22 protein-coding genes are annotated in these 21,670 nt (G+C 47.0%); 5 read left to right on the top strand and 17 right to left on the bottom strand.

The window, feature by feature from the left end; all coding sequences use genetic code 11:
- Nucleotides 1-218 precede the first annotated feature (218 nt).
- Together ACFQU8_RS06030 and ACFQU8_RS06025 are read left to right on the top strand one after the other, a co-directional pair.
- Nucleotides 219-764 (top strand): DUF4362 domain-containing protein, encoded by a 546-nt coding sequence (locus ACFQU8_RS06030; RefSeq protein WP_382358293.1) that lies wholly within the window; start codon nt 219-221, stop codon nt 762-764.
- A gap of 159 nt (nt 765-923) precedes the next feature.
- Entirely contained in the window at nt 924-1,373 is a 450-nt protein-coding gene (locus ACFQU8_RS06025) for a YaiI/YqxD family protein (RefSeq protein WP_382358292.1), read from the top strand.
- 52 nt (nt 1,374-1,425) lie between these two features.
- Here ACFQU8_RS06025 and ACFQU8_RS06020 read toward each other — a convergent pair whose 3' ends face one another.
- On the bottom strand, nt 1,426-2,847 hold the full coding sequence (locus ACFQU8_RS06020) for a LysM peptidoglycan-binding domain-containing protein (protein ID WP_382358291.1): 1,422 nt from the start codon (nt 2,845-2,847) through the stop codon (nt 1,426-1,428).
- A gap of 78 nt (nt 2,848-2,925) precedes the next feature.
- Nucleotides 2,926-4,170 carry a cytochrome P450 gene (locus ACFQU8_RS06015; protein WP_382358290.1) on the bottom strand — a complete coding sequence of 415 codons (1,245 nt, stop codon included), beginning with the start codon at nt 4,168-4,170 and terminating at the stop codon, nt 2,926-2,928.
- Nucleotides 4,171-4,328: 158 nt separating this feature from the next.
- Between ACFQU8_RS06015 and ACFQU8_RS06010 the strand changes: the two genes are divergently transcribed.
- Nucleotides 4,329-4,619: a DUF3219 family protein gene (locus ACFQU8_RS06010; RefSeq protein ID WP_382358289.1), complete on the top strand. Its 291-nt coding sequence runs from the start codon at nt 4,329-4,331 to the stop codon at nt 4,617-4,619.
- A gap of 516 nt (nt 4,620-5,135) precedes the next feature.
- Here the strand turns inward: ACFQU8_RS06010 and thrB are convergent.
- Genes thrB through ACFQU8_RS05995 form a run of 3 tightly spaced genes read right to left on the bottom strand, consistent with a single transcriptional unit; the run spans nt 5,136 to nt 8,385 of the window.
- On the bottom strand, nt 5,136-6,023 hold the full coding sequence (gene thrB, locus ACFQU8_RS06005; protein ID WP_382358288.1) for a homoserine kinase: 888 nt from the start codon (nt 6,021-6,023) through the stop codon (nt 5,136-5,138).
- Nucleotides 6,020-7,081 carry a threonine synthase gene (gene thrC, locus ACFQU8_RS06000; RefSeq protein ID WP_382358287.1) on the bottom strand — a complete coding sequence of 354 codons (1,062 nt, stop codon included), beginning with the start codon at nt 7,079-7,081 and terminating at the stop codon, nt 6,020-6,022. Before thrC ends, thrB begins: the two co-directional genes overlap by 4 nt.
- The gene (locus tag ACFQU8_RS05995) at nt 7,078-8,385 is read right to left on the bottom strand and encodes a homoserine dehydrogenase (RefSeq protein WP_382358286.1); all 1,308 of its coding nucleotides are present in this window, start codon (nt 8,383-8,385) and stop codon (nt 7,078-7,080) included. The genes thrC and ACFQU8_RS05995 overlap by 4 nt, the downstream gene beginning before the upstream one ends.
- 178 nt (nt 8,386-8,563) lie before the next feature.
- On the opposite strand from ACFQU8_RS05995, the gene ACFQU8_RS05990 reads away from it, so the two are divergent.
- Nucleotides 8,564-9,331, top strand: a complete 768-nt coding sequence (locus ACFQU8_RS05990) for a DUF3891 family protein (protein WP_382358285.1) — start codon at nt 8,564-8,566, stop codon at nt 9,329-9,331.
- On the opposite strand, the gene ACFQU8_RS05985 is transcribed toward ACFQU8_RS05990, so the two are convergent.
- The 10 genes from ACFQU8_RS05985 to ACFQU8_RS05940 all read right to left on the bottom strand — a co-directional run bounded on the left by ACFQU8_RS05985 (nt 9,313) and on the right by ACFQU8_RS05940 (nt 17,751).
- A complete protein-coding gene (locus tag ACFQU8_RS05985) occupies nt 9,313-9,498 on the bottom strand; it encodes a hypothetical protein (RefSeq protein WP_382358284.1) in 186 nt (61 codons plus the stop codon). The genes ACFQU8_RS05990 and ACFQU8_RS05985 overlap by 19 nt on opposite strands.
- Before the next feature lie 30 nt (nt 9,499-9,528).
- Nucleotides 9,529-12,399, bottom strand: a complete 2,871-nt coding sequence (locus tag ACFQU8_RS05980) for a UPF0182 family membrane protein (RefSeq protein WP_382358283.1) — start codon at nt 12,397-12,399, stop codon at nt 9,529-9,531.
- Between the two features lie 158 nt (nt 12,400-12,557).
- Nucleotides 12,558-13,013 (bottom strand): DUF2512 family protein, encoded by a 456-nt coding sequence (locus ACFQU8_RS05975; RefSeq protein WP_382358282.1) that lies wholly within the window; start codon nt 13,011-13,013, stop codon nt 12,558-12,560.
- A gap of 281 nt (nt 13,014-13,294) precedes the next feature.
- Nucleotides 13,295-13,639 (bottom strand): bacillithiol system redox-active protein YtxJ, encoded by a 345-nt coding sequence (gene ytxJ, locus ACFQU8_RS05970; RefSeq protein ID WP_382358281.1) that lies wholly within the window; start codon nt 13,637-13,639, stop codon nt 13,295-13,297.
- Nucleotides 13,640-13,699: 60 nt separating this feature from the next.
- Entirely contained in the window at nt 13,700-14,113 is a 414-nt protein-coding gene (locus ACFQU8_RS05965; RefSeq protein WP_382358280.1) for a secondary thiamine-phosphate synthase enzyme YjbQ, read from the bottom strand.
- Nucleotides 14,067-14,801 carry an RluA family pseudouridine synthase gene (locus tag ACFQU8_RS05960; protein ID WP_382358279.1) on the bottom strand — a complete coding sequence of 245 codons (735 nt, stop codon included), beginning with the start codon at nt 14,799-14,801 and terminating at the stop codon, nt 14,067-14,069. The genes ACFQU8_RS05965 and ACFQU8_RS05960 overlap by 47 nt, the downstream gene beginning before the upstream one ends.
- Nucleotides 14,802-14,828: 27 nt before the next feature.
- Nucleotides 14,829-15,395: an NADPH-dependent FMN reductase gene (locus tag ACFQU8_RS05955; protein ID WP_382358406.1), complete on the bottom strand. Its 567-nt coding sequence runs from the start codon at nt 15,393-15,395 to the stop codon at nt 14,829-14,831.
- Nucleotides 15,396-15,530: 135 nt separating this feature from the next.
- The gene (locus ACFQU8_RS05950; RefSeq protein WP_382358278.1) at nt 15,531-16,556 is read right to left on the bottom strand and encodes a TolB family protein; all 1,026 of its coding nucleotides are present in this window, start codon (nt 16,554-16,556) and stop codon (nt 15,531-15,533) included.
- Nucleotides 16,557-16,567: 11 nt separating this feature from the next.
- The gene (locus tag ACFQU8_RS05945) at nt 16,568-17,431 is read right to left on the bottom strand and encodes a permease prefix domain 1-containing protein (RefSeq protein WP_382358277.1); all 864 of its coding nucleotides are present in this window, start codon (nt 17,429-17,431) and stop codon (nt 16,568-16,570) included.
- A complete protein-coding gene (locus ACFQU8_RS05940; protein ID WP_382358276.1) occupies nt 17,428-17,751 on the bottom strand; it encodes a PadR family transcriptional regulator in 324 nt (107 codons plus the stop codon). Before ACFQU8_RS05940 ends, ACFQU8_RS05945 begins: the two co-directional genes overlap by 4 nt.
- Before the next feature lie 138 nt (nt 17,752-17,889).
- Here ACFQU8_RS05940 and ACFQU8_RS05935 point away from each other — a divergent pair, with 138 nt between their 5' ends.
- Nucleotides 17,890-18,246 (top strand): DnaJ family domain-containing protein, encoded by a 357-nt coding sequence (locus tag ACFQU8_RS05935; RefSeq protein WP_382358275.1) that lies wholly within the window; start codon nt 17,890-17,892, stop codon nt 18,244-18,246.
- A gap of 89 nt (nt 18,247-18,335) precedes the next feature.
- Here ACFQU8_RS05935 and ACFQU8_RS05930 read toward each other — a convergent pair whose 3' ends face one another.
- Nucleotides 18,336-20,396, bottom strand: coding sequence for an LTA synthase family protein (locus tag ACFQU8_RS05930; RefSeq protein WP_382358274.1), 2,061 nt, complete (start codon nt 20,394-20,396; stop codon nt 18,336-18,338).
- A 592-nt stretch (nt 20,397-20,988) separates the two neighbouring features.
- Complete coding sequence (locus ACFQU8_RS05925; RefSeq protein ID WP_382358273.1) at nt 20,989-21,669, bottom strand: ABC transporter ATP-binding protein; 681 nt, start codon at nt 21,667-21,669, stop codon at nt 20,989-20,991.
- Nucleotide 21,670: the final 1 nt, after the last annotated feature.

Here is a 21,670-nt window from a genome sequence, read left to right as displayed (position 1 = left end):
ATGCAAGGGACCATTGTCGGACATCCGAATGGGTAACCTGCATACGCCATTATATTTTTGACTATTCTTTGAGGGAGGCGGACACCGAAGTAATATCGTAACAGTGATTTTAAATATCAAGAAACGTCATAGATTATAATATCTGTGACTTTCATGAATAAATTTAATGAGTTGTGTATATAGTACCCATAACAGCATTGCCAAGGGGGCTGGGCAAATTGTTAGATCTCAAACGTGAAAGGGTTGTCTTGACAGTAATAATGGTGATTAGCAGCTTAATTCTATTCCTGATCGTTTTTAATGGAAATTCGTTGGCTCAGGATAATAAAGATGAGGAAGGTGATCCTGCATTTGAAAAGCAAATTGAAAACTTCGGAAAAAAACAAACAGATAACGTTCCTGAAGACTATACACTAGAAGAAGCAATGGCGAATGGTGATATTACGCCAAGTGACATGACGTCAAAGCAACGTGAAACAATCAATCAATTTAAAAAGAACGTCAAGAATGGTAATCCTGACTTTATTCGATTTACCCAATTCTCACAAACTGGCGACCCAATAACTACTGAATTCCAATTTAATGGTGAACTTATATACTATCGTTGGGATAGTACAAGGGATGAGAGTGGAAGACATATAAAAGAGGATATGGAAACTGGTGAACGATTTAGCGTACGGGAAGACTACTGTAAAAAGCTTGTAGATGATCCGAGAATGCCATATATCACAAATTGTTATGAGTATGAAAGTTATGAGTTTTAATGTAATCAATTCATAATTTCTTATTCAACTAAAACAGCGATATATGTACAAAAATGCCCCCATATCAATTTGCTGCGATCATCAGCTATAAGCACCGGCAATTGGTTTCACCGTCCTGTTTCTGCTAAAATAACGGTAGACTTAAACGGAGGCGGTATCATGAAGGTATATGTCGATGCGGATGCCTGTCCGGTCAAACAGACCATTATGACGATTGCGGGGGAATTTGCTGTGCCGGTCGTGATCGTAAAAAGCTTCTCACACTTTTCACCCGCTGACGATCCAGCAGGCGTCGAAACGGTCTACGTTGATACAGGCGCTGAAGCTGCGGATTACCGGATTATGCAGCTCGTCCAGACAGGCGATATTATCATTACCCAGGACTACGGACTGGCGTCACTCGGGCTCGCTAAAGACTGCACTGTGCTGCATCATAAGGGCTTTGCCTACACGAACACTAACATCGATCAGCTGCTGCAGACACGTTATTTAAATGCCATGGCACGCAAAAGCGGCAAACGGACAAAAGGCCCGAAAGCCTTCACCTCAGAAGATGAGGCAGCATTCAGCAGGCTTTTTCGGGAAACACTTGACGCGCGACTGGCTTAGTCCCTGCGAAAAAATCCCTTTGAAACGGGCTTTGCCGCCTCAAAGGGCCGTCTCACCATTGCCGCACACGAAAGTTATCCTGCAGAACCGCCCAATTCTGCGGGAAAGAAAAATTCAGCGTCCAATAAGCAGCACCGCGTATGCCATAAGCGCTTACCGTATCGTATTTAGCCTGCATACTGCGGGCATCTTCAAACCAGACCTCATGCCGCTGACCATCATCATCGGTATAACGGTAAAAGGGTGCCTGGCTCGTGTCATCATACTGAATCGCAGTACCGTAATCAACGGCTCGTTCCAGCAGCACTTGCGGATTCAGTGTATCTGCTCTTGTTCCCTCCTCCCAGGGGATCTTCCAATCACGTCCATACAAAGAAATACCCATGAATATCTTATCGCGCGGGATAAGACGCACAGCATAATCCAATACACCTCTAACCTCATCGACCGGGGCAATCGCTCGTGGCGGGCCGCCTGACCAGCCCCACTCATACGTCATGAGAATCACAAAATCACAGATTGACCCATGTGCCTGATAGTCGACTCCCCCGTATAACTGGCCCTGCTGCCCGCCTGATTGTTTAGGAGCAACAGCTGTCGATACAAGAAAACCTTCCGGATGCAGCCGGATAACAGCACGCCGGAGAAACGCATTATAATTTTCCCGGTCTTCCGAATTGATGTATTCAAAATCAAAATTAACGCCTGCGTAGTCCTTTTCCCGCAATTCGTCCAGTAAATTCGTCATGAACTGTGTTTGGGTATCCGAGTCCTGTAATAAGTCAGCAGCCAGTTCAGAATCGAATCCGCCTTCCTCGCCTTGATTCGCCACGACTAAAATGGGGGCCGTATTCGTTTCCGCAGCAGCCTGCCGAACCGGCTGATCTTCCAGTTCTACCAGCTCCCCGTCTTCTGTAAAATGATACATAGAGGGGCCAAGGTACGACAAATGCCTTCCCAAACGCAGAACATCCGATTTCCCGGTACTACTGCCAACCAGGGATGCATACGCAAATGTATCAATGACCGGCCGCCGTATCGCTATAGGAATTATCAGCGTCTGCCCCGGAAATATCAAGCCGGGTGCTGACAAGCGATTCACTGATAGAATGGTCGCCACACTCACACCATATTGCTGGGCAAGCGCCCAGATTGTGTCGCCTGCCTGAACATTATGTGTTATAAAAGGGGTCTGCAGCATCTGCCCAGCATAAATGCGCGATGGATCGGCAATCTGATTGGCTGCGGCAAGCTGCTGAACCGTCACACCAAATCTGTCTGCCACCGTCCTCAATGTATCCCCGGGCTGCACCACATAATCAATGCCCGGCTCCGGAATTACCAGGGATTGACCAACCACCAGAACATCAGGGTCTTCCAAGTCATTTACCGAAGCAATCTGACTGCTGTCAGTGCCATAATTTTGCGCAATCCGCCATAGTGAGTCGCCATTTTTGACAACATGAATCTGCATGGTTACGCCTCCAATCTGTCTCGTATAACAGCCTATTCCGAGATGATTGTCCACGTAACCCAATTAACCGAAATTCTTCTATAAAGTGGCTATATTTTTAATCACAAAGCGGCTTTTTGGCACAGACGGCATCCGAACCATGCTGTATGTCATATCTTGCTGAGGCACCTCATAATCCAGCCGATTTGCCAGACATTCCAGACTTGTCCGGATGATTGCCAGTGTGATTGATTCACCGGCACAGCGATGATTGCTATTATAACGGCCGCCGCCCTGCGGAATAAAATCAAACAGACCGCCATCCCAGTTCCGGAAACGCTCCGGCTGAAATTCTTCCGGTTCATCCCATAAATTCGGATCATGATTCGTCCCATAGACATCAAGCAGAACAAGCGTCCCTTTTTTAAATGAATGCCCGTCCCAGTTAAAATCATGGCGGACTCTCGCCCCTAAAAAGGGCGTGAATGGATAATAGCGGCGCACTTCCTGGACGAACATGCCAGTATAGGCTCCAGCATCGTTTTGCAGTTTTTGTTTGGCTTCTGGAAAGGCGTGCATAGCCAAAGCGCCATAAGTCACATACCGTGCGACAGCTACAATCGGTCTGAGAATATTGATAACGTCTACTGCCGCGGTATGCACAGGCAGCAGATGCCCCTGTAAATCCCGGTGCCAGCTGATGTGAGATAAAGCTGTTTCGGCCCGCGGTGTTAATGTGCCATTCCGGACTTGCTCGATCAGCTGCATGATCCAGCGTTCAGTCCGGTTACGGGCCATTCTCCCTTTCCAATGTCTTGGCCCAACCGCTCCAAAAGCATCAATCATTGCTGCCAAGTCACGCGTCCGTCTCGTCAGCTCATTCGCCCACAACGGCACACCTGCCCACTGGCACGCGATGCGGCACATGATTTCTTCAGTTTCAGGCATGAGCACAAGCCGGTGCCTTTTCTCCCAGCCGGCCAGCGCCACTTCCCACTGTTCTTTCGCAATAGCGGCCAGGTCATTAATACGCTCCGGTGCCATCAGTTTCATAAACATTTCTTTTCGGTGCTTATGCTGCGCACCGTCCTGCATTTGGACACCATTTTTTCCGAAGATGGATTGCTGGATGCGCTTCGGCAGGGCGCCTTTTCGTGTGAATTTGGCAGGATCATAAAAAATCCGGGCAGCCTCCTCACCGCCCATACAGATAACTTTCTGTCCCATAAGCCGGGTCTGAAAGATATCTGATTGAAATTGCCGACGTCTGTCTGGTATATACGTATAGCCTTCTGACATGAGAGTGATCGTATGATCCAATCCCTGTTCACGCGGTATTGTCACAATTGCTGGCTCCTTTCTCACAGATAAATCTGGTTCTGTCTGTTGGTTTTCCCCAGGTGCTCGTTTTTATCCTTGCGACGCCATATAAACCAAAACGTGGCAGCTGCTGAGCAAACCTGTTACGATTGGTTTGAAATTTAAGCAATGAAGGTGATCCTTTGCAGACAACGATTATGATTAATGACATGGCAATCGAAGCGTTTAACGTTAAATTGGATACGATCACGGAAAAGGAACGTGAACGCACCAGGGTGAATTTTTCATTTCATGTCACACACGATACGTATCATGATATCACGACGTTATTATATCAAAATGATTTCACGATTAAGATGCCTGAAAAAGATCTGGCTTTCCCAGCCGTTATCACAACGTACTCAACATCCATCACCAATTTATATGAGCCTGGAAACGTAGGCGAATTTAAACTTGAACTGACCGAAAAATGATAGCCCTCCTTTGAAAGGACCGGGACGTTTCCGAAGCGGTTATTTTCCCAGCTGTTTAAAAGGGGCTGGGTCACAACAAAACGAATAACTCAAACTTGCTTCGAACAGGATCGATTTAGCGGAGGAAAAGACGGAGACTCCTGCGGGAGCAAAGGATAGGTGAGACCCCGGAGCGCGCTAGCGTGAGGAGGCTCACCAGCCGCCCGCGGAAAGCGACGTCCTTTTCCGGAGCGGACTTATGATCAAAATACGTTACGTCCCAGCTGTTTTAATGGGGCTGGGTCACAACGAAAGCGAAACACTCAAACTTGCTTCGAACAGGATCGATTTAGCGGAGGAAAAGACGAAGACTCCTGCGGGAGCAAAGGATAGGTGAGACCCCGGAGCGCGCTAGCGTGAGGAGGCTCACCAGCCGCCCGCGGAAAGCGACGTCCTTTTCCGGAGCGGACTTATGATCAAAATACGTTACGTCCCAGCTGTTTTAAAAACCACACAGCAACTGCTGTGTGGTTCATTTTATGAGCTTAACACGCCGTTGGGATCAGGCTTTAACCGCATCACCTGGTAATCAGGCAGTCTGTCCTGCAGGCGGCTGACGAGAGAATCGCCTTTTCCCTCAGGCAAAAATGAGATCATAGCCGGACCCGCACCACTAATAACTGTTCCATAAGCACCGTGAGCGCCCGCCTCACTTCTGATGGTTTCATAATGCGGCAGCATAGCCTGACGATAAGGCTCATGAAAAAGATCCTGTTCCATCATCCTGCCAGCCCGCGCATAATCGCCAGCAGCAAGCGCGGCGACCAGGACGTTGCTGATCGCACTGGCAGAAGCCGCCTGCTCCCTTGTATAGACCGCGGGAAGCACATCCCGGGCTGCTTCGGTCGTTAATGCCTCGCCCGGTATCGCCAGAACTGTCTCAACGTCAGGTACCGGCAGCAAGACCCGCTCAGCCACTCCGTCAGCGGCAGCTGAAATCACCAGACCACCCATGACAGCCGGTGCGATATTATCCGGATGGCCCTCAATCGACGCACCCAGCTGCAGTTTTTCATCAGCCGTCAGCGACAAACAACAGACCCGATCAGCCAGTTCAATACCTGCCACAATCGCCGAGGCACTGCTCCCCAGCCCCCGGGCCAAAGGGATATCACTCTGCATGGACAGATGGCAGGGAGGAAGCTGTTCATGCCAGTGTGCAGCCGTTTCACGTGCCGCGCTGACTATTAAATGATCATAAGCATCCACCTGCTCCGGCAAATAGGCCGAGTGCTGCTCTATTTCCCACGCATCGGACGCTGATACATCGACTGTTAAATAAAGGCTGAGCGCCAGGCCCAGTGAATCAAAACCCGGCCCAAGATTTGCCGAGCTGGCGGGGACCACGATCCTGAAAGGTGTCATGCTTTCACCAGCTTTGTCACATAATCCGTGACGGCTTTTTCATCATTGGGCAGTGTAACCGGCCCGTCTCCCATCTGCTCAATGGCTGCCTGCGGGTCTTTCAGGCCGTTGCCGGTTAAAACCGCCACGACTTTTGTTCCCGCTGCTATCGTGCCTGCTTGCCGCTCGCGAATCATACCGGCAATTGACGCGCACGAACCCGGTTCAGCGAAAACGCCTTCCTGTCTAGCCAGCCATCTTTGCGCGTTTGCGATCTCCTCATCAGTAACAGACGCGATCGTGCCGCCTGATTCATCCCGCGCCGCTTCAGCCAGTGTCCAGCTTGCGGGGTTGCCAATCCGGATAGCAGTCGCCATAGTTTCTGGATTGGCGACGATCTGATTGTGCGTTAGCGCTGCCGCTCCAGCCGCTTCGAAACCGTGCATTTCGGGCAGGTCCGTGTTTTGCCTGTCAGCATATTCCCGGAAACCTTTCCAATAAGCACTGATGTTACCGGCATTGCCAACCGGAATAGCCAGAACCTCAGGTGCCATCCCCAGCTCATCACAAATTTCAAATGCGGCTGTTTTCTGCCCGTCAAGCCGGTACGGATTAACGGAATTAACAAGCGTTACCGGGGTGGTTTCGCTTAATGTCCGGACAATTTTCAGTGCATCATCGAAATCACCGTCAATTTCCACGATATCCGCACCATACATGACCGCCTGAGCTAATTTACCCAGCGCGATTTTGCCTTTTGGAATGACTATAATCGCCCTGATGCCGGCTTTGGAAGCATACGCCGCAGCAGAGGCGGACGTATTGCCGGTTGATGCACAAATTACTGCCTCGCTGCCCGCTTCAACAGCTTTAGCAACAGCAAGAGCCATGCCCCGGTCCTTAAATGAACCAGTCGGATTAAAGCCTTCAATTTTACCGTATAATTCTATATCTAATTGCTCCGATAACGCTGATAAAGGGATGAGCGGTGTATGACCCTCTTTCAACGTTATCAATGGTGTTTCATTCGTTATAGGCAAATACGCGCGATACGTCTGGAGCAAACCCTGCCCTATCATGTGTCAGCATCTCCTTCTGCTTTGTAAAAACTCACCACGGCCAGAACCGTATCAAGATCCTGCAAGTGTTCTAAAGCCTGCTGCATGATCGCCAGTGACGCTTCATGGGTGACCACCACAATTTCGGCTGTTTCCGGCTGATCAGACGGACGCTGCAGAATTTGCTTAAAACTGATCGCCTGCTCATTAAAGGTGTCCGATATCCGGGAAAACACGCCAGCTTCATCCCGCACATGCAGCCGGAGATAGTACTGGCCAAACTGCTCATCCGTTGATTTCAATTCCTTTTTGAAGCGCGGCTCAATAAATTGACTGCCCGTTACACCGCGGTGCATATTTTTACCGACCGTAACAGCATCCGAAATGATGGCAGCAGCAGTCGGCATGCTTCCGGCACCGGCGCCATAAAACATAGCCTCACCCACTGCTTCGCCATAAACATAAACAGCGTTATACTCATTTTTAACGTCTGCAAGCGGGTGATTACGCGAAATGAGTGCTGGCTGGACATTAATCTCCACACGCTTGCCATCAAATTTAGCGAAACCGATTAATTTCATCGTGAATCCCAGCGTATCAGCATATTTCAGGTCCGCCAGTTCAATACCGTTAATGCCGGTCACGTCAATGTCATCCAAATCAATATACGTGGAAAACGCTAATCGCCCTAAAATCGCCATTTTCCGTGCAGCATCAAGCCCTTCAACATCAGCAGCCGGATCAGCTTCCGCAAACCCGAGCTCCTGTGCCTGTGCTAAAGCATCATCATAACTGACACCTTCCTGATGCATTTTGGTCAAAATAAAATTCGTTGTCCCGTTTACAATGCCCATAACCTGCTCAATATGGTCTGAGGCAAAACCGTCAGTTATTCCGCGCAGGATTGGAATCCCGCCGGCAACACTTGCTTCATAATACAAGTCACAGTTATTCTGTGCCGCAGCCTCATGCAGTTCAGCCCCGTGCAGTGCCACTAAATCTTTATTGGCTGTCACGACGTGTTTACCCGCAGCAAACGCACTTAAAATGTGGCGGCGGGCTTCTTCAATCCCTCCCATAACTTCAATAACCACATCAATTTCCGGGTCATCCAGCACATCAGCAGCATCCAGTGTCAGAACCGTCTCAGAAGCTCCAGTATCAATAGCACGTTTTTTATTGGGGTCACGAACGAGTGCCTTTTTTACCTCGACAGGACAACCAAGCTGATGCATGAGTTTTTTCTGGTGCTTTTCAATCAGCGTCATAACACCTGAACCCACCACACCAACACCGAGTAATCCGACTGATACTTTAGCATCCACCTTATCACCTCTTTTAGCAGTTAGTGATATATATTGAAACATGAATCTGACTTCATGACAATATCGAATTTTTAGACAACACCTGCGGGCAGACTGACTCTCATCCCACCACATTGGCTAAATCCTGAATCGTTTTGTATACTAATCATAATAACCATTAAGCGAAAGGGTGAGGCAAATGATTGTAAGAGAACGCGACCAGGGGTTTGTCATGATTCAACAGCACCATCACGCCCAGATCTCCGGTGAGCTGGCCCGCCAGCTGGATAATGCCTTCTTTGACGACAAAAACCTAAGACCTTCCGTTGAGTACGCGATTGCCAAGCACGATGACGCGTGGAAAATGCTGGATAAACAGCCTTTCTGGAATGATCTGAAACAGGAACCTTATCGATTCACCGACGTTCCCAACGCTGCCAAAACGGTTTTTTACAAACAAGGAATTGACACCGTTCAAGAACAGGATGACTACGCCGCTCTGATATGCAGTGAGCACTACAGACGCTTTTTAGAGAACGATCCGGATGAGGATTCCCAGCAATTTGTCGAGCAGGAAAGACAGCGGCAGCAGTCTTTAATGCAGCACCTTGATGCTTACGACCAGGACTTATACTGGATGCATTGGGACCTCCTGCAATTTTTGGACAGTCTGTCTCTGTACGTTTGTATGAACGAACCGGGTGCCCGCGAAGAGAATAGGCATCCCTTCTTTAAAAACGGTATCACCGTTTCACCGTCTCTCAGTTTTTTTGACACTCATAAAACGCCCATTCACTGGCAGGATAACCAGACCGTGGTCATGGACGCTTTCCCATTCGCTGAACCTGTAACCGTTACCGTTCAGCAAAAAATTATTCCCAAACAAACCCTAGCGGAAAAAGGACTGATTGAAAGTTACAGACAAGCTGACTTCGAGAACGTCTCCATTCAACTAACAGGATCCTGACGCGGCACGCGCGCTCGATCGATTTTCCGATGCTCTCGATCGATTCTCCGGCGCTCTCGATCGTTTTCTCCGCTCGCTCGATCGAATTTGCCGCGCGCTCGATCGATTTCCGGCCAGCCCAATCCAATGCCAGCACAAAATCTAAAAAAAAATCGGGAGAACGCCACAGCGTTTCCCGATTTTTTAACATACCTGGTCTAATCTTTTCCTTCTGAATTATCCGGTGATTTCTTTCCCTGATCAGATGGCTGTGATTCATCGGTATCCGGTACGTCTTCCGGAACATCTTCCGGCATGTCAGCCGGAACGTCCGTCTTGGATATGTCCAGCTCATCCATCAAGTCTTCCAGCTCATTCATAGTCTTAGCAGCTTTTTCCCAATTGCCGTTTGACAGTTCCTTTTGATAGGTATTAAACAGCTCGGAAAAGTTCTCTAATTTTTCTTGTGCTTTTTTGATCGGCTCATCTGATGATTGATCTGATTCATCAGCCTGGTCTTCATCACCGTCTGACTCATCTTTCTTACCGCCGCCATCACTGACTTTATCTACCATCGTATCCAGTGCCGTATCAAAATCACTTTTCATCACAATTTCATCTTCATAAGCTACGACAACCCGCTTCACTTCAGGCAGAGAGGTTTCATTGTTTGATTCGATATAAATCGGCTCAACATAAATGATCGTATCCTCGATCGGTATAGCCAGCAGATTACCGCGAATCACATCAGAACCGCCCTGCGACCACAGGTTCAGTTCCTGAGAAATCTCACTATCCTGGTTGATCCGGTTTTCAATTTGCTGCGGCCCGTAAATATTCCGCTGTTTAGGGAATTCATAGACAAATTTCTCGCCGTAATTCTCGCCATCGTTTCGTACACCGATCCAGCTGATCATATTCTGTCTGTTTTTCGGCGTATATGGCATCATCTGAATAAACTCTTCTTCATCGTGATCAGGCAGCTTCATGGTCATATAATAAGGCTCCATTTCAACGTCCTCATCAAAATACCGTTCGGTCGGCGTCTGCCAAGTGTCTTCACGATTATAGAATACTTCTAAGTTAGACATATGATACGTGCCATACATCGTCGACTGAATTTTGAACAGGTCGGTCGGATAACGGAAATGCGCTTTAATATCATCCGGTACATCTTCAGTAATTAAATCCGGGAAGATATTCTTAAATGTCTGCATGAGCGGATCATCCGGATTAGACGCATAAAAGTTCACATCGCCAGAGTACGCATCAACTGTTACTTTGACCGAGTTCCGGATGTAATTCTGTTCACCCTGGAAAGCCTCGGAATATGGATAATTATCAGCTGACAGATACGCATCAAGCATCCAGACAAGACTGCCATCATCACGAACGACTAAATAAGGATCATCATCATAATCGAAAAATGGCGCAATCCGGTTTACACGATCCTTGATATTCCGCGTTGCCAGCAGCTGACTGTCGTCATTCAGCTGATCCGTCACCAGCATCCGGAAAGACCCTTCATCAAGTGCATACAGCAAGCGTTTGAAGCCTGTCAGCTGAATGCCTTTATCGGCCTGGTAACGATTGCTCTCGTTCTTATCACCTGCCGGATAATCGAATTCATCAACATCACTGTTTGTGATGACATTCGGATAATCCTGCTCGCCAAAGTAGATTTGCGGCTTTTCGACGTCTAAATCGCCTTCAGGCGGCAAATCTTTCACCATATATTCCGGCTGTCCCTGATCGGTCACCTCATTAACGTGACTCATTGCCAATCCGTAACCATGTGTATACCTCAGATTCTGGTTAACCCACGTTTTCGCCTGATCAGGCAAGCTGGAGGTATCCAATTCACGTGCACCCAAAAATACTTGCTCATACTCGCCATCAACCTGATAACGATCAACATCAACGTCATTAAATTCATAGTACGTCCGGAATGTCTGCACCTGATTATAAACATCCAGTAACGGCCGCACATCATTCATACGCACATTATCAATCGTATCCTGATTGCGTTCGACCATATCCGCATCCAGTGAATCATTCCCCGGATGCTGCTCAATGTCCATGTCATCTAAGTCGTAAGCAGCCCTTGTATAATCCAGGTTATCCTGCAAGTAAGGCTTCTCCACGGAAAATTCATTCGGGGAAACCGCAAAGTTCTGAACCGCTACGGATACACCCTGTCCGACGATAATCAGTACAATGTAGACTGCAATCGGCGTCAGCATAGTTCGGATATTTCCCCTGACGAGTTTCACAATCATCCATATCGTCATAAGCAACGCTACCGCAGCCAGGATATAAGCTTTCGGTATATTGACCGCTTCATCCGTATAGCTCAGTCCGTGCACGACACTCTCCTGAAACAGACTGACCATGTTCGTGGTCAGCGTTCCATATGGCTGCAGAAAATGATAGCCTGCCAGAAGCACACCGATAATCGCGAGTGTTGTTCCTAAATGCAGCTGAGCAGAACGGCTCTTCTGGTACATTTGGAAAACGGAATAAGCCCCAATTTCCACCAGCAGGAAAAAGATGCTTAAACCAAGCAGGACCGATACAATTAAATTAAGAACTGGCAGAACGTAAACAAAAAATGAGATATCCAGTCCAAAGTATGGATCCGTCTTGTCAAATGACGCCCGGTTGAAAAACTTCAGTGCCTGTTCCCAGCCAACACCTTGAATGATGCTGCTTCCAAATAAGCCAATGATAGCTGCAATACCAAGCATGATAGCTGTCATGATTTTTCGTCTCTTCAGAATAGGCGGCAGCTGATTAGAATCAAAATGTTTAACGTAAGACCGCCTAATCCAGAAAAGGGTGATAAACGTACAGATAGCAAACAAGATAAACCCGGCAACACCGAGCAGCACTTTACTCGTCAGTATCTTTGTAAACACGGATGAGAAATTTAAAGAATCCATCCAATAATAGTCCGTCATGATTTGCATAGCAAATAAGCCTGCGATCACAAGCACGATGACGGCAAGCACAACATAGCCAATCCATTTATACTTACCGTTCCAATTCATTTTCGGCCGCTGATTAGAGCCTCCGTCAAAAACATCCAATGTAGACCTCTCCCCCTATTATCTCGCAAAATAACATTAATCCTCGTAACATCAGTGTAAAATCTCACTCCCTATCATACATGACAAATACAGGAATTGAAAACGTTTATGATCATTTTTTCGCTGATTTAGAGGGAAATCTGACAAAGTCACATCTGTTACTGGCGATCATCATTTTTCTGATCTTTGTCATCAGACTCGAATTCCTCGGCAAATTCTGTCTGGAACTGGCCATCATATGAAAACGGCCCCTGCTTTTTAAGCGCCTCTTCTTCCAGGTTTTCTATCAGATAAGCATGGATAAAAGGCTCACATAGTGCCATAAAAAAAGCCCCCATAAAAGCAATAGCAGCCATAGAGGTGCCCGTCATAATGAACAGACCTCCAAACAGGAAAAGCGACAGAAACCCAAGAGGAAAATCGGCAATCGAAGCGGCGATATTGCCAAATTTCTTAAGTACAAATAAATCACCAATGACAAACGAAAGTGTTGTTGTTAATAGACTGATCCCAAATAAACTGAAAACGCTTGCATGATAAAAAATACCGAAGAGCGAAAACACCGTAATACCAACCACAATAAACTTAATACCTAATGCTTTTAAATAAACCATATCCGTCTAACCATCCTTTCCGGGAATACGTAACCGTTATTATGCCGGAAAAGCATGGCATTATACCTGATGATGGAAAATCTTATCTCATTTTTTCTGCTAGCAATCTCATTACTAAATGACTGAACCGCTCCGGAAAAAGACATCTTCTCCGCGGGCGGCTGGTGAGCCTCCTCGCGGGCACGCTCGGGGGTCTCACCTACCCTTTGCTCCCGCAGGAGTCTCCGTATTTTCCTCCGCTGATCCGAGCCATTGTTCGACGTTTAAATTATTCGCTTTCGTTATGCCTGCTGCAACGCCTGATTGATGGCATCCTCCGTAATGGCGGAATGGGATGTATGCCAGCGAACATGGTTATCCTGAAGCAGAAATAGCTGCGGTGACTCATGTTTAACGCCCGTTTCCTCAGCCAGCTGATTCGATAGATCCCGGCTCTCAATCACTTTAACTAAATAAGCCTCCGCAGGATCAGCACCCGATTCCAAAAACGCCTGATACTGCTTAAATGCCTCAGCACTAATCGGGCAAGTCGTACTGTGTTTCAGCACAAGCACAGGTTTTTCCGTGGATCTTTTCCACATCTGTTCCAATTCTTCTTTTGTCTGCAGCTCTTTAAAATCAGTCATTCTAATACCTCCTTAATAGTATAGCTTTCACGCAGGACCTATCCTGCAGCACGATCGGCGTTATCCTTCTAGCAGCTTGACGTGGACCGTTCGTGTTCGCGGCCCGTCAAATTCACAAAAATAGACACTTTGCCATGTGCCCAGTACCGGTGCGCCATCCGAGATGATCAGCGTCTCGCTCGCCCCAAAGACGGATGACTTCATATGCCCGTCTGAATTGCCTTCCATGTGAGCATACTCATGTTTGTTCGGAAATGTCTCGTTCAATCCCAGTTTTAAATCTGTTTTGACATCCGGATCGGCATTTTCATTGATGGTAATCGCACCCGTTGTATGCGGACAGTAGACGACCATGATGCCATCCGCAATACCACTTGCCGATAGAGCCTCATCCAAGTGCCTGTCCAGATTCGTAAATGACTGCTTCTCATGTATTGCTATCGTGAATGTGTGCTGTGTTTTGCTCACGCTCATCATCCCCTTTTACAAAATTTGGCCAGAGATGCCACGGATAATCAGCAGGCGGCCAGGACTCGTGCCCCAGCATATCCTTCCTGGTCGGATGCTCGAACGCTAACGTATGGGACCAGAGTGCCAGCTGCTGACCGGGCGAGTTCACCTTCTGCCCGTACTTCTGATCACCATAGATGACACAGCCGCTAGCTGCCAGCTGCACCCGGATCTGGTGCGGCCTTCCTGTATGGAGATGGATGGCAAGTAAATGCAAGCCATCATGCTGACCGACAACCTCATAATCCAGAACCGCCTTCTTTGCCCCTTTCGTCTGGGGTGATGCGACATGCACTTTATTTTCGCTGTGATCTTTCAGCAAAAAATCTTCCAGCGTCCCAGACGAGTGCGGCGGATGGCCGCGGACAACCGCCAGATAGTGCTTCTCAAACGCGCCCCGGCGCAAGCTATCCGACAAACGCGACGCCGCTTTGGATGTTTTAGCAAAAACCATCACACCGCCAACCGGACGATCGAGCCGGTGGACGAGCGCCAAATAGACATTGCCAGGTTTCTGATAGCGTATTTTCAAATCATCTTTCAGCATGGTCAAAAGATCCCTGTCATGTGATTGATCACCCTGAACCGGCATATTCACAGGCTTCTCCACTACAAGGACATGGTTATCTTCATAGAGAATTGAAATAGCCACTGTTTATGCATCCCTTCACCAATCAAATTAAAATGGAAAAGCCGAATCCCTTGCCTTCTGCACCTCGCTGAACACCTGCACGCCATGCATCAAATCCGCCGCAAGCTGATTCAGCCGGGATTTCGCTTCCTCATCAACAATTGTTTTCTGCGCAAAATGCGTTTCTTCAACAAACACATATTTCGGCAGAATAACCGCTTTCATATACGAAAGAACTGGTTTCAGCTGGTGTTCCGGTACTAAATAGTGTTTGGGCGAGCCCGCTGTCGCCAGAATGCCAACAAGCTTACCCTTGAATGCCTCATTGGGAAGCAGATCGAACAAATTTTTCAGCGTACCGGGAATCGACGCCTGAAAAATCGGTGTCCCTATGATAAAGGCATCCGCTGCCATGATTTTTTCCAGAACTACCTTCGTATCACCGGTATAATCCCGGTAATCCCGCCCGTCACTGAAAACGAGCTCATAATCGCCCAAATCAATCAATTCCGTTTCTGCAGTCTCATAAGTATGATTTAATGCCGTTAAGACTTGCTCAACAGCAATTCGTGTTTTCGATCCGACAACGGACCCAGCAATCCCGATGACTTTCAAATGAATGCCCCCCTCAACGTCCATCGATGAACGACCGACGGACACATAACAATTTCTCAAGCCCATTTTACACAAAAAACGTAAAAGTTACAGTTAATTGAACTGGAGAGGGCCATACCTGGCAAAAAACACCACTTACGTATCAGGCATGTTGATCGTCACCGGCTCCCGCTCGTCGCCGTCTGCACTAATTTTCCAATAATTGTAGTCAGAATCCGCTCTGGCAAAATTATTATCAACGGTTACCAGCCATTTATCAGCCTGGTGGAAAGAGACAGGACTTGTGACATGCTCATGGAAATTTGTCAGCTGTTCAGCTTCTTCAGTCTCCAGATTCATCCGGAAACCTTCATAAATGTAAGTGCCCTGCTTATCTTTCGCGGCAACACTGGAAAAAACAGCATGGTCGCCGTCGGATGAAAAAGCTGGTGCTGAAATGACTGTTTGGTTTGAAGCAAAATCCGCTGCCGGCACCAGCGTCTCTTCCTGGCCAGTTTTCAAATCCCGCACATGCAGCTGGTCACCGTTATTAAATGTTGTATACATCAACCGATCACCATCTGGCGACACATTTAGTGATGACATGTCGTAACTTTCTTTCTCGGTTATCTGTTCCGTCTCCCCTGAGGCCAGATCCAGCCGGAATACATCGCAGTCATGCGGCTGTTCAGAGGCAACCGGCGAATAATTTTGATAGGTGTCTGCTTTCAGATAATAAAGGGATTCCCCATCCGGCGAAAAGGCCGCTTCAGTTATGTAATCACTTGTATTCATAAGTGTTTTAACCGAATCATCATGCCTAGCCATGATCCGCAGCTGGCTGTAGCGACGCTTCTCACCTTCAGTTTCTTCCTCCCATTGTTCCATGAACACAAGTTTTTCCCCGTCTGGTGAGAACGTTGGATGAACATACGATTTTCCTTCATCCGGTTTGGCTAACCGTTCGGCTTCACCACCGCTCACAGGAACAGTGTATAACGCAGCGTCATCATCATGATAATAGGAAAAGACCAGCTCGTGATCATCCGGTGACACATCCGTTGTCTTGCCAAATCCCGAAAAGCCTTTAGGAGGGCCTGCCAGCGAACCAGCACCCCAAAGCACCAAGAACAGCACAGCCAGGCCCGCTATCACACTGATATTCTTCATTTTGACCGTCATTTATAAACCTCCTAAATCCCCATAAAAATCAGCAAGGGAATCGCAACCGCCAAGACGGAAAAACCGACACCGGTGGCAATGGCGATTAAAGGCCGTTTAGCGATATAGCCCATCTGAAATCGGTACGTCACAAGCCAAATCGGCAGAGGGGACAACGTCCAGAATACCGAAGCACCGTCCTCGGAAAAAGCCAGAAGTGCCCACAAAAAGAACAGACTAATGCCCGAAACCAGAGAACCTAACAGCAGATTCACCACATAGCTTGTCAGCACAAGACCACGCTTCGGCCGCTCACTCTCAGTCAAATCACTGGCATAATAGGAATGGCGAATGACTGCGATAAATCCCAGAATAATCAGCAGCAGCAGATAAATACTGAAACACAGCGCCTGCCAAACCGGCATACTCTGCATGATGACTACATTAAATCCATTCCAGATAATAGCCGCCAGCAGCGTCACACTCACCCCATAAGCATGGCGTCCGGCAAAGGCTATATTCATAGCGAAAAGCGTCACAGCACCGCCCAATATGAGCTGAACAGCCAGCCAGACAAGTGACGTATCATGCAGAAAAAACGCTATATTCAGATAAAACAGAATGGCAAATGCAATCATACCTATCCCAATCCCGTACAGCAGCCCCCGCTGGTACGGGTAAAGCGATTCCTGCAGCTGACGACCGATCAATTTGGGGTCTCCAAATTCTGAAACCGCCCGCTCTTCCGCTTGTTCATCCGTGAACCCCTCATTAAGATAATGCTGTTTCGCTTCCTGCAAATGACTGAGAAGTTCTTCGTGCATCCCGTCACGTTCACCAGCTGAACTCTGCAGCTGCTCTAAAATCGTCTGGACATGTATTTCCATTCGCGTCATGATAAATCCCCGGACGTTTTGGCAATCAGCTGGTCCACACTGTTCCACTGCCCCAATTTATCATCCAGTGCACGTCGGCCATCATCCTTTATCCGGTAATACTTGCGCCGGCCGCTCCCGACTTCAAGCCAATAGGACCTGATCCAGCCTTTTTTCACCATGCGTTTTAACGCCGGATAAAGCGTTCCTTCGCCCATGTTATACAGCTGATCGCTTTTTTCTTTGAGAACCTTAACCATTTCATAACCATACATATCCTGACTGTTTAACAGATTAAGCAGCAGAATATCGATGCTCCCTTTCATAATTTCGCGATCCATACATCGATCACCTCTTATCGCCATCGTAAAACAATATGCATCGCGTTACAAGGGTAGACTGCAGTGAACCAGCTGCGTGAACATGACCATCTGACAGTCCTATGCTATAATGAAGCCAATGCCAAAAGGAGGTTTTTTATGTACCTCATCGTTGAAGATAAAATTAAAGATGCCATTGATAACGGTGATTTTGACAATCTGCCGGGAAAAGGCGAAAAACTTGATCTGCGCGAAGACCTGCCGGGAATGTCACCGGAACTCAACCAGGCCTATAAAATCCTGAAAAATGCCGGCTTTGTGCCAGAGACAAACAACAAGCAAACAAACAGAAAACATGTCAAAGCAAACGACCTCATGACATATGCCATTGGTGATGACTATCAGCAGGAAGTCAAAAACAGCGAAGAATTTGATAGCCTCGTCAAAAAGCGCAAACTGCACCGCAATTCAAAATTCCCAGCTTACCGCAAAAAAATGATCAAAAAATTGTTCTGATAAGGTCAGTGTCAGCTCGTCTAACTGATTGATTCTAAAACAGCCCCGCCTCCAGTGTTCAATACATTGGAAGCGGGGCTGTTTTTGTGTTACGAGCCGGAGTCATCCTCAGATGTCTTATTTGGTTCTTGATTGCTGTCCTCGTCAGGGATATCACCGGACTCAACATTGGTCTCATTGTCAGACTGCTGATCGCTGTCGTCATCATTTTTGTTTTCGTTATTGTCTTTTCCGTAACGATACTTACTGGAATCAACAGGCTCCCACGACTCACTCGGCTCATAGAAGCGCAGCAGATCACCATTCAGCACTTCATCATTCAAACTCAATTCGTAATGCACTTGATCACGCAGATCCTTCATCTCATCCGTCGGTTCTTTAATAGCGTCACCTGTCTCATTGTCGTAGAAGATGCCCTGAACATAACTGTAATCTTTCGTCATAAAGGACCCGTTCCGGAATGGCACAAAATCTTTGTGCTCATCAGACAGCATGTCAGTACCAAACTGAATATATTTCTTGGAATTAATGCCCAAGAGATGCAAGATCGTTGGCGCAACGTCCGCCTGGCCTGTAAATTCGTGATTAATGCCCTGACCTTTCATGCCCGGGACACGCAGCATAAATGGCACCCGCTGCAGATTAGCATTGACCAGTGGTGTAATCTCCTTATCCATTATCTGGCTCATGGCGCGATTATGATTTTCTGAAATACCATAGTGATCACCGTAAATCATAATCACGGAATCCTTATACAGACCCTCTTCCTTCAGATTAGCAAAGAACTGCTTCAGCGACTCATCAAGATAACGGGCTGTCTGGAAGTAACGATCCACCGTGCCATCGCCAGTGTTGGCAGGCTTTATCGATTCCTCGCCATCATCCAATTTAAATGGATAGTGATGTGTCAGAGTGATCAAATGCGAATAGAACGGCCCATCCTGTTTGTTGAGCTTTTCAAGCTTTGGAATCGATTGTTTAAAGAATGGCTTATCCTTCAAACCATAATTGATTACTTTATCGTCGTCCATATCATAATAGCTGGAATCATAAAACTTATCCACGCCCATCTGTTTATAAACCTGATTCCGATTCCAGAATGATTTGTCATCTCCATGCATAACCGCACTCGTATAGTTCTCTTTCTGATCCAGAATGGCCGGCAGTGACTGATACGTGTTCGTACCTTTTGTGACAAATGCGGCACCCTGAGACAAGCCATACAGAGAATTATCCATTAGAAACTCAGCATCTGCTGTTTTGCCCTGCTCCGTCTGATGGAAGAAGTTATCATAATACGTGAAATCCTGATCATCATGAACAAGTGAATTTAAGAAAGGTGTCACTTCCTCACCATGCAGTTTATAATCAATCAAAAAGGACTGGAATGATTCCAAGTGGATTTTTATAATGTTTTTCCCTTTCGCCTTACCGAAGTATTCGGCGTTCGGTGCCGCAAATTTCTTGTCTGTATAATCCTTCACTTCATCGATATCCTCACTGGAGGCCATCGACCGTTTAGCACTGGCTTTCACAGACTGAACCGTGTTAAACACGGCGAAGTTCGGTGCACCGAGGTATTTAACAATATAATTATTATCAAAAACGCGTTTCAAAAGCTGCGGCCTGTCAATTTCCGCCAGGCCTAAGTTCGCTGCAAACACAATAACGCCAGTCGCAAGGACAGCAAAAGGTTTTTTGATGCTTAAACGAGATGGAGACCAGTTGATTTTCCGTTTGAAAAACAAGACAACCAAAAAAGCAATATCCAGTCCATAAAGGACGTCATGCATTTTCGCAAGATCAACAAAACTCTTGCCGACACTGCCGATATTGTCCGTCTGCATCAGCGTCTGAATCGTGATGAAATCATCATAGAAGCGATAAAACACGACGTTTGCATACATAAATATCGTCAGCAGGGAGTCAATAATCAAAAGCCAAATGCCGAATCGTCTTCCTTTAAAGAACAGCGCCAGACCGAGGAATAACAAGCCGGAACTCACCGGATTGATAAACAGCAAAAAGTGCTGCAGCGCGCCGTTGACCCCTAAGTTAAATTCGGTGATATATATAATATACGTTTTCAGCCAAAACAGAACTAAGGCTAGTAAAAAAAAGCCCATTTTGGTAGATTTTACATTCTTCAATTTCTCCACCTTGATTCACCTCAATAGTCATCATTGCTTAAGCGTTTGTCAGCGTCATTGTCCGGAAAAACTGCGTACGTAAGCAACCTTCAACACAAGCCTTCTTGGCAGCGTGTTTTTTAACCAAATATTATTCTACACCTATGCTATAAATTTGTTAACCCCTGAATGTTTCTGCCTTATTTCAGAGCTGTTTCCCGTCAGCAGCAATCCTTAAACAGACTGTTCTGCCTAAAAACGGGACCCATGCATCCTATGCTTATATGACAGCAACTATGCTAATATCTTCAAGTAAAATAATATAACAAAGCATTCCGTCCGTTATCAAGCATTTTTCAGTACCCAAACTATCATCAATTTATTCAGGAATGACTGAAAACGTGCATGTGGCGAGGCTGAAAATTTTTCTGCTCCTATACATACTTATATATATTATAACACAGAATATGGGCTTTAATCAATTTTATTGGCTGACTTTTCGGTTTGATACGCCGATCGGCACCTGCAAAACAGCATGAAACGGGGCACGAAAAGAAACATTATCTTTTCATGCCCCGTTCACGGCCTATCATACGATTATATAATAAAGCACCTAGCTTTGAACCGTTTCGGCCTCCGTCATCCGGCCATCTGTAATGGTTAACACGCGGTCACATAAGTCCAGAACACGCTCATCATGGGTGACCATAATGCCTGCTTTTCCGCGATCATGGACTTCATTCGCCAGCAGCTCAACCACTTCCCGGCCTCTTGCGGAATCAAGACTGGCTGTCGGCTCATCGGCCAGTATCAGTTCAGGGTCATTCACTAACGCGCGTGCTATGGACACCCGCTGCTTCTCACCGCCGGAAAGCTCACTCGGGAATTTTTTCATACGATGACCAAGTCCGAAGTGCTTCAGCAGATCTGTTCCATGATCGACAACACCATCCGTTTTCGCGGCAATGTTAATCACACGCAGCTGATCAGCGGCGCTGAGGTACGGAATAAGGTTAGCAGTCTGAAATACGAACCCAATTTTGTTCAAGCGCATCCTGGTCTTTTCCTTGTCGCTCAATGCTGTTATGTCCTCGCCGTCCATTTCAATCGTTCCGCTGGTTGGCGACAGCAGTGCTCCAGCCGTTGACAAAAAGGTGCTTTTGCCTGATCCGGAGGGACCCATGACAGCAACAAATTCACCCTTATCGACTTTCATGGATACATCATCCAGTGCCTTGAATTCGTTCGGACCATCTTTAAAAACTTTTGAGACATGGCTCATCGTCAGAGACATG

The sequence above is a fragment of the Lentibacillus kimchii genome (genome assembly GCF_042666895.1).
Classification (GTDB): Bacteria; Bacillota; Bacilli; order Bacillales; family Amphibacillaceae; genus Lentibacillus; species Lentibacillus kimchii.
Note: the sequence above shows the minus strand (reverse complement) of the source record. Positions and strands in the feature narration are given on the sequence as shown.

Bases quoted from the DNA above. Each gene is read 5' to 3' on its own strand.
- ACFQU8_RS06025 (WP_382358292.1), top strand. From the start codon at position 924: ATGAAGGTATATGTCGATGCGGATGCCTGTCCGGTCAAACAGACCATT.
- ACFQU8_RS06020 (WP_382358291.1), bottom strand. From the start codon at position 2,847: ATGCAGATTCATGTTGTCAAAAATGGCGACTCACTATGGCGGATTGCG.
- thrB (WP_382358288.1), bottom strand. From the start codon at position 6,023: ATGACACCTTTCAGGATCGTGGTCCCCGCCAGCTCGGCAAATCTTGGG.
- thrC (WP_382358287.1), bottom strand. From the start codon at position 7,081: ATGATAGGGCAGGGTTTGCTCCAGACGTATCGCGCGTATTTGCCTATA.
- ACFQU8_RS05990 (WP_382358285.1), top strand. From the start codon at position 8,564: ATGATTGTAAGAGAACGCGACCAGGGGTTTGTCATGATTCAACAGCAC.
- ACFQU8_RS05975 (WP_382358282.1), bottom strand. From the start codon at position 13,013: ATGGTTTATTTAAAAGCATTAGGTATTAAGTTTATTGTGGTTGGTATT.
- ytxJ (WP_382358281.1), bottom strand. From the start codon at position 13,639: ATGACTGATTTTAAAGAGCTGCAGACAAAAGAAGAATTGGAACAGATG.
- ACFQU8_RS05965 (WP_382358280.1), bottom strand. From the start codon at position 14,113: ATGAGCGTGAGCAAAACACAGCACACATTCACGATAGCAATACATGAG.
- ACFQU8_RS05950 (WP_382358278.1), bottom strand. From the start codon at position 16,556: ATGACGGTCAAAATGAAGAATATCAGTGTGATAGCGGGCCTGGCTGTG.
- ACFQU8_RS05945 (WP_382358277.1), bottom strand. From the start codon at position 17,431: ATGACGCGAATGGAAATACATGTCCAGACGATTTTAGAGCAGCTGCAG.
- ACFQU8_RS05940 (WP_382358276.1), bottom strand. From the start codon at position 17,751: ATGGATCGCGAAATTATGAAAGGGAGCATCGATATTCTGCTGCTTAAT.
- ACFQU8_RS05935 (WP_382358275.1), top strand. From the start codon at position 17,890: ATGTACCTCATCGTTGAAGATAAAATTAAAGATGCCATTGATAACGGT.
- ACFQU8_RS05925 (WP_382358273.1), bottom strand. From the start codon at position 21,669: ATGTCTCTGACGATGAGCCATGTCTCAAAAGTTTTTAAAGATGGTCCG.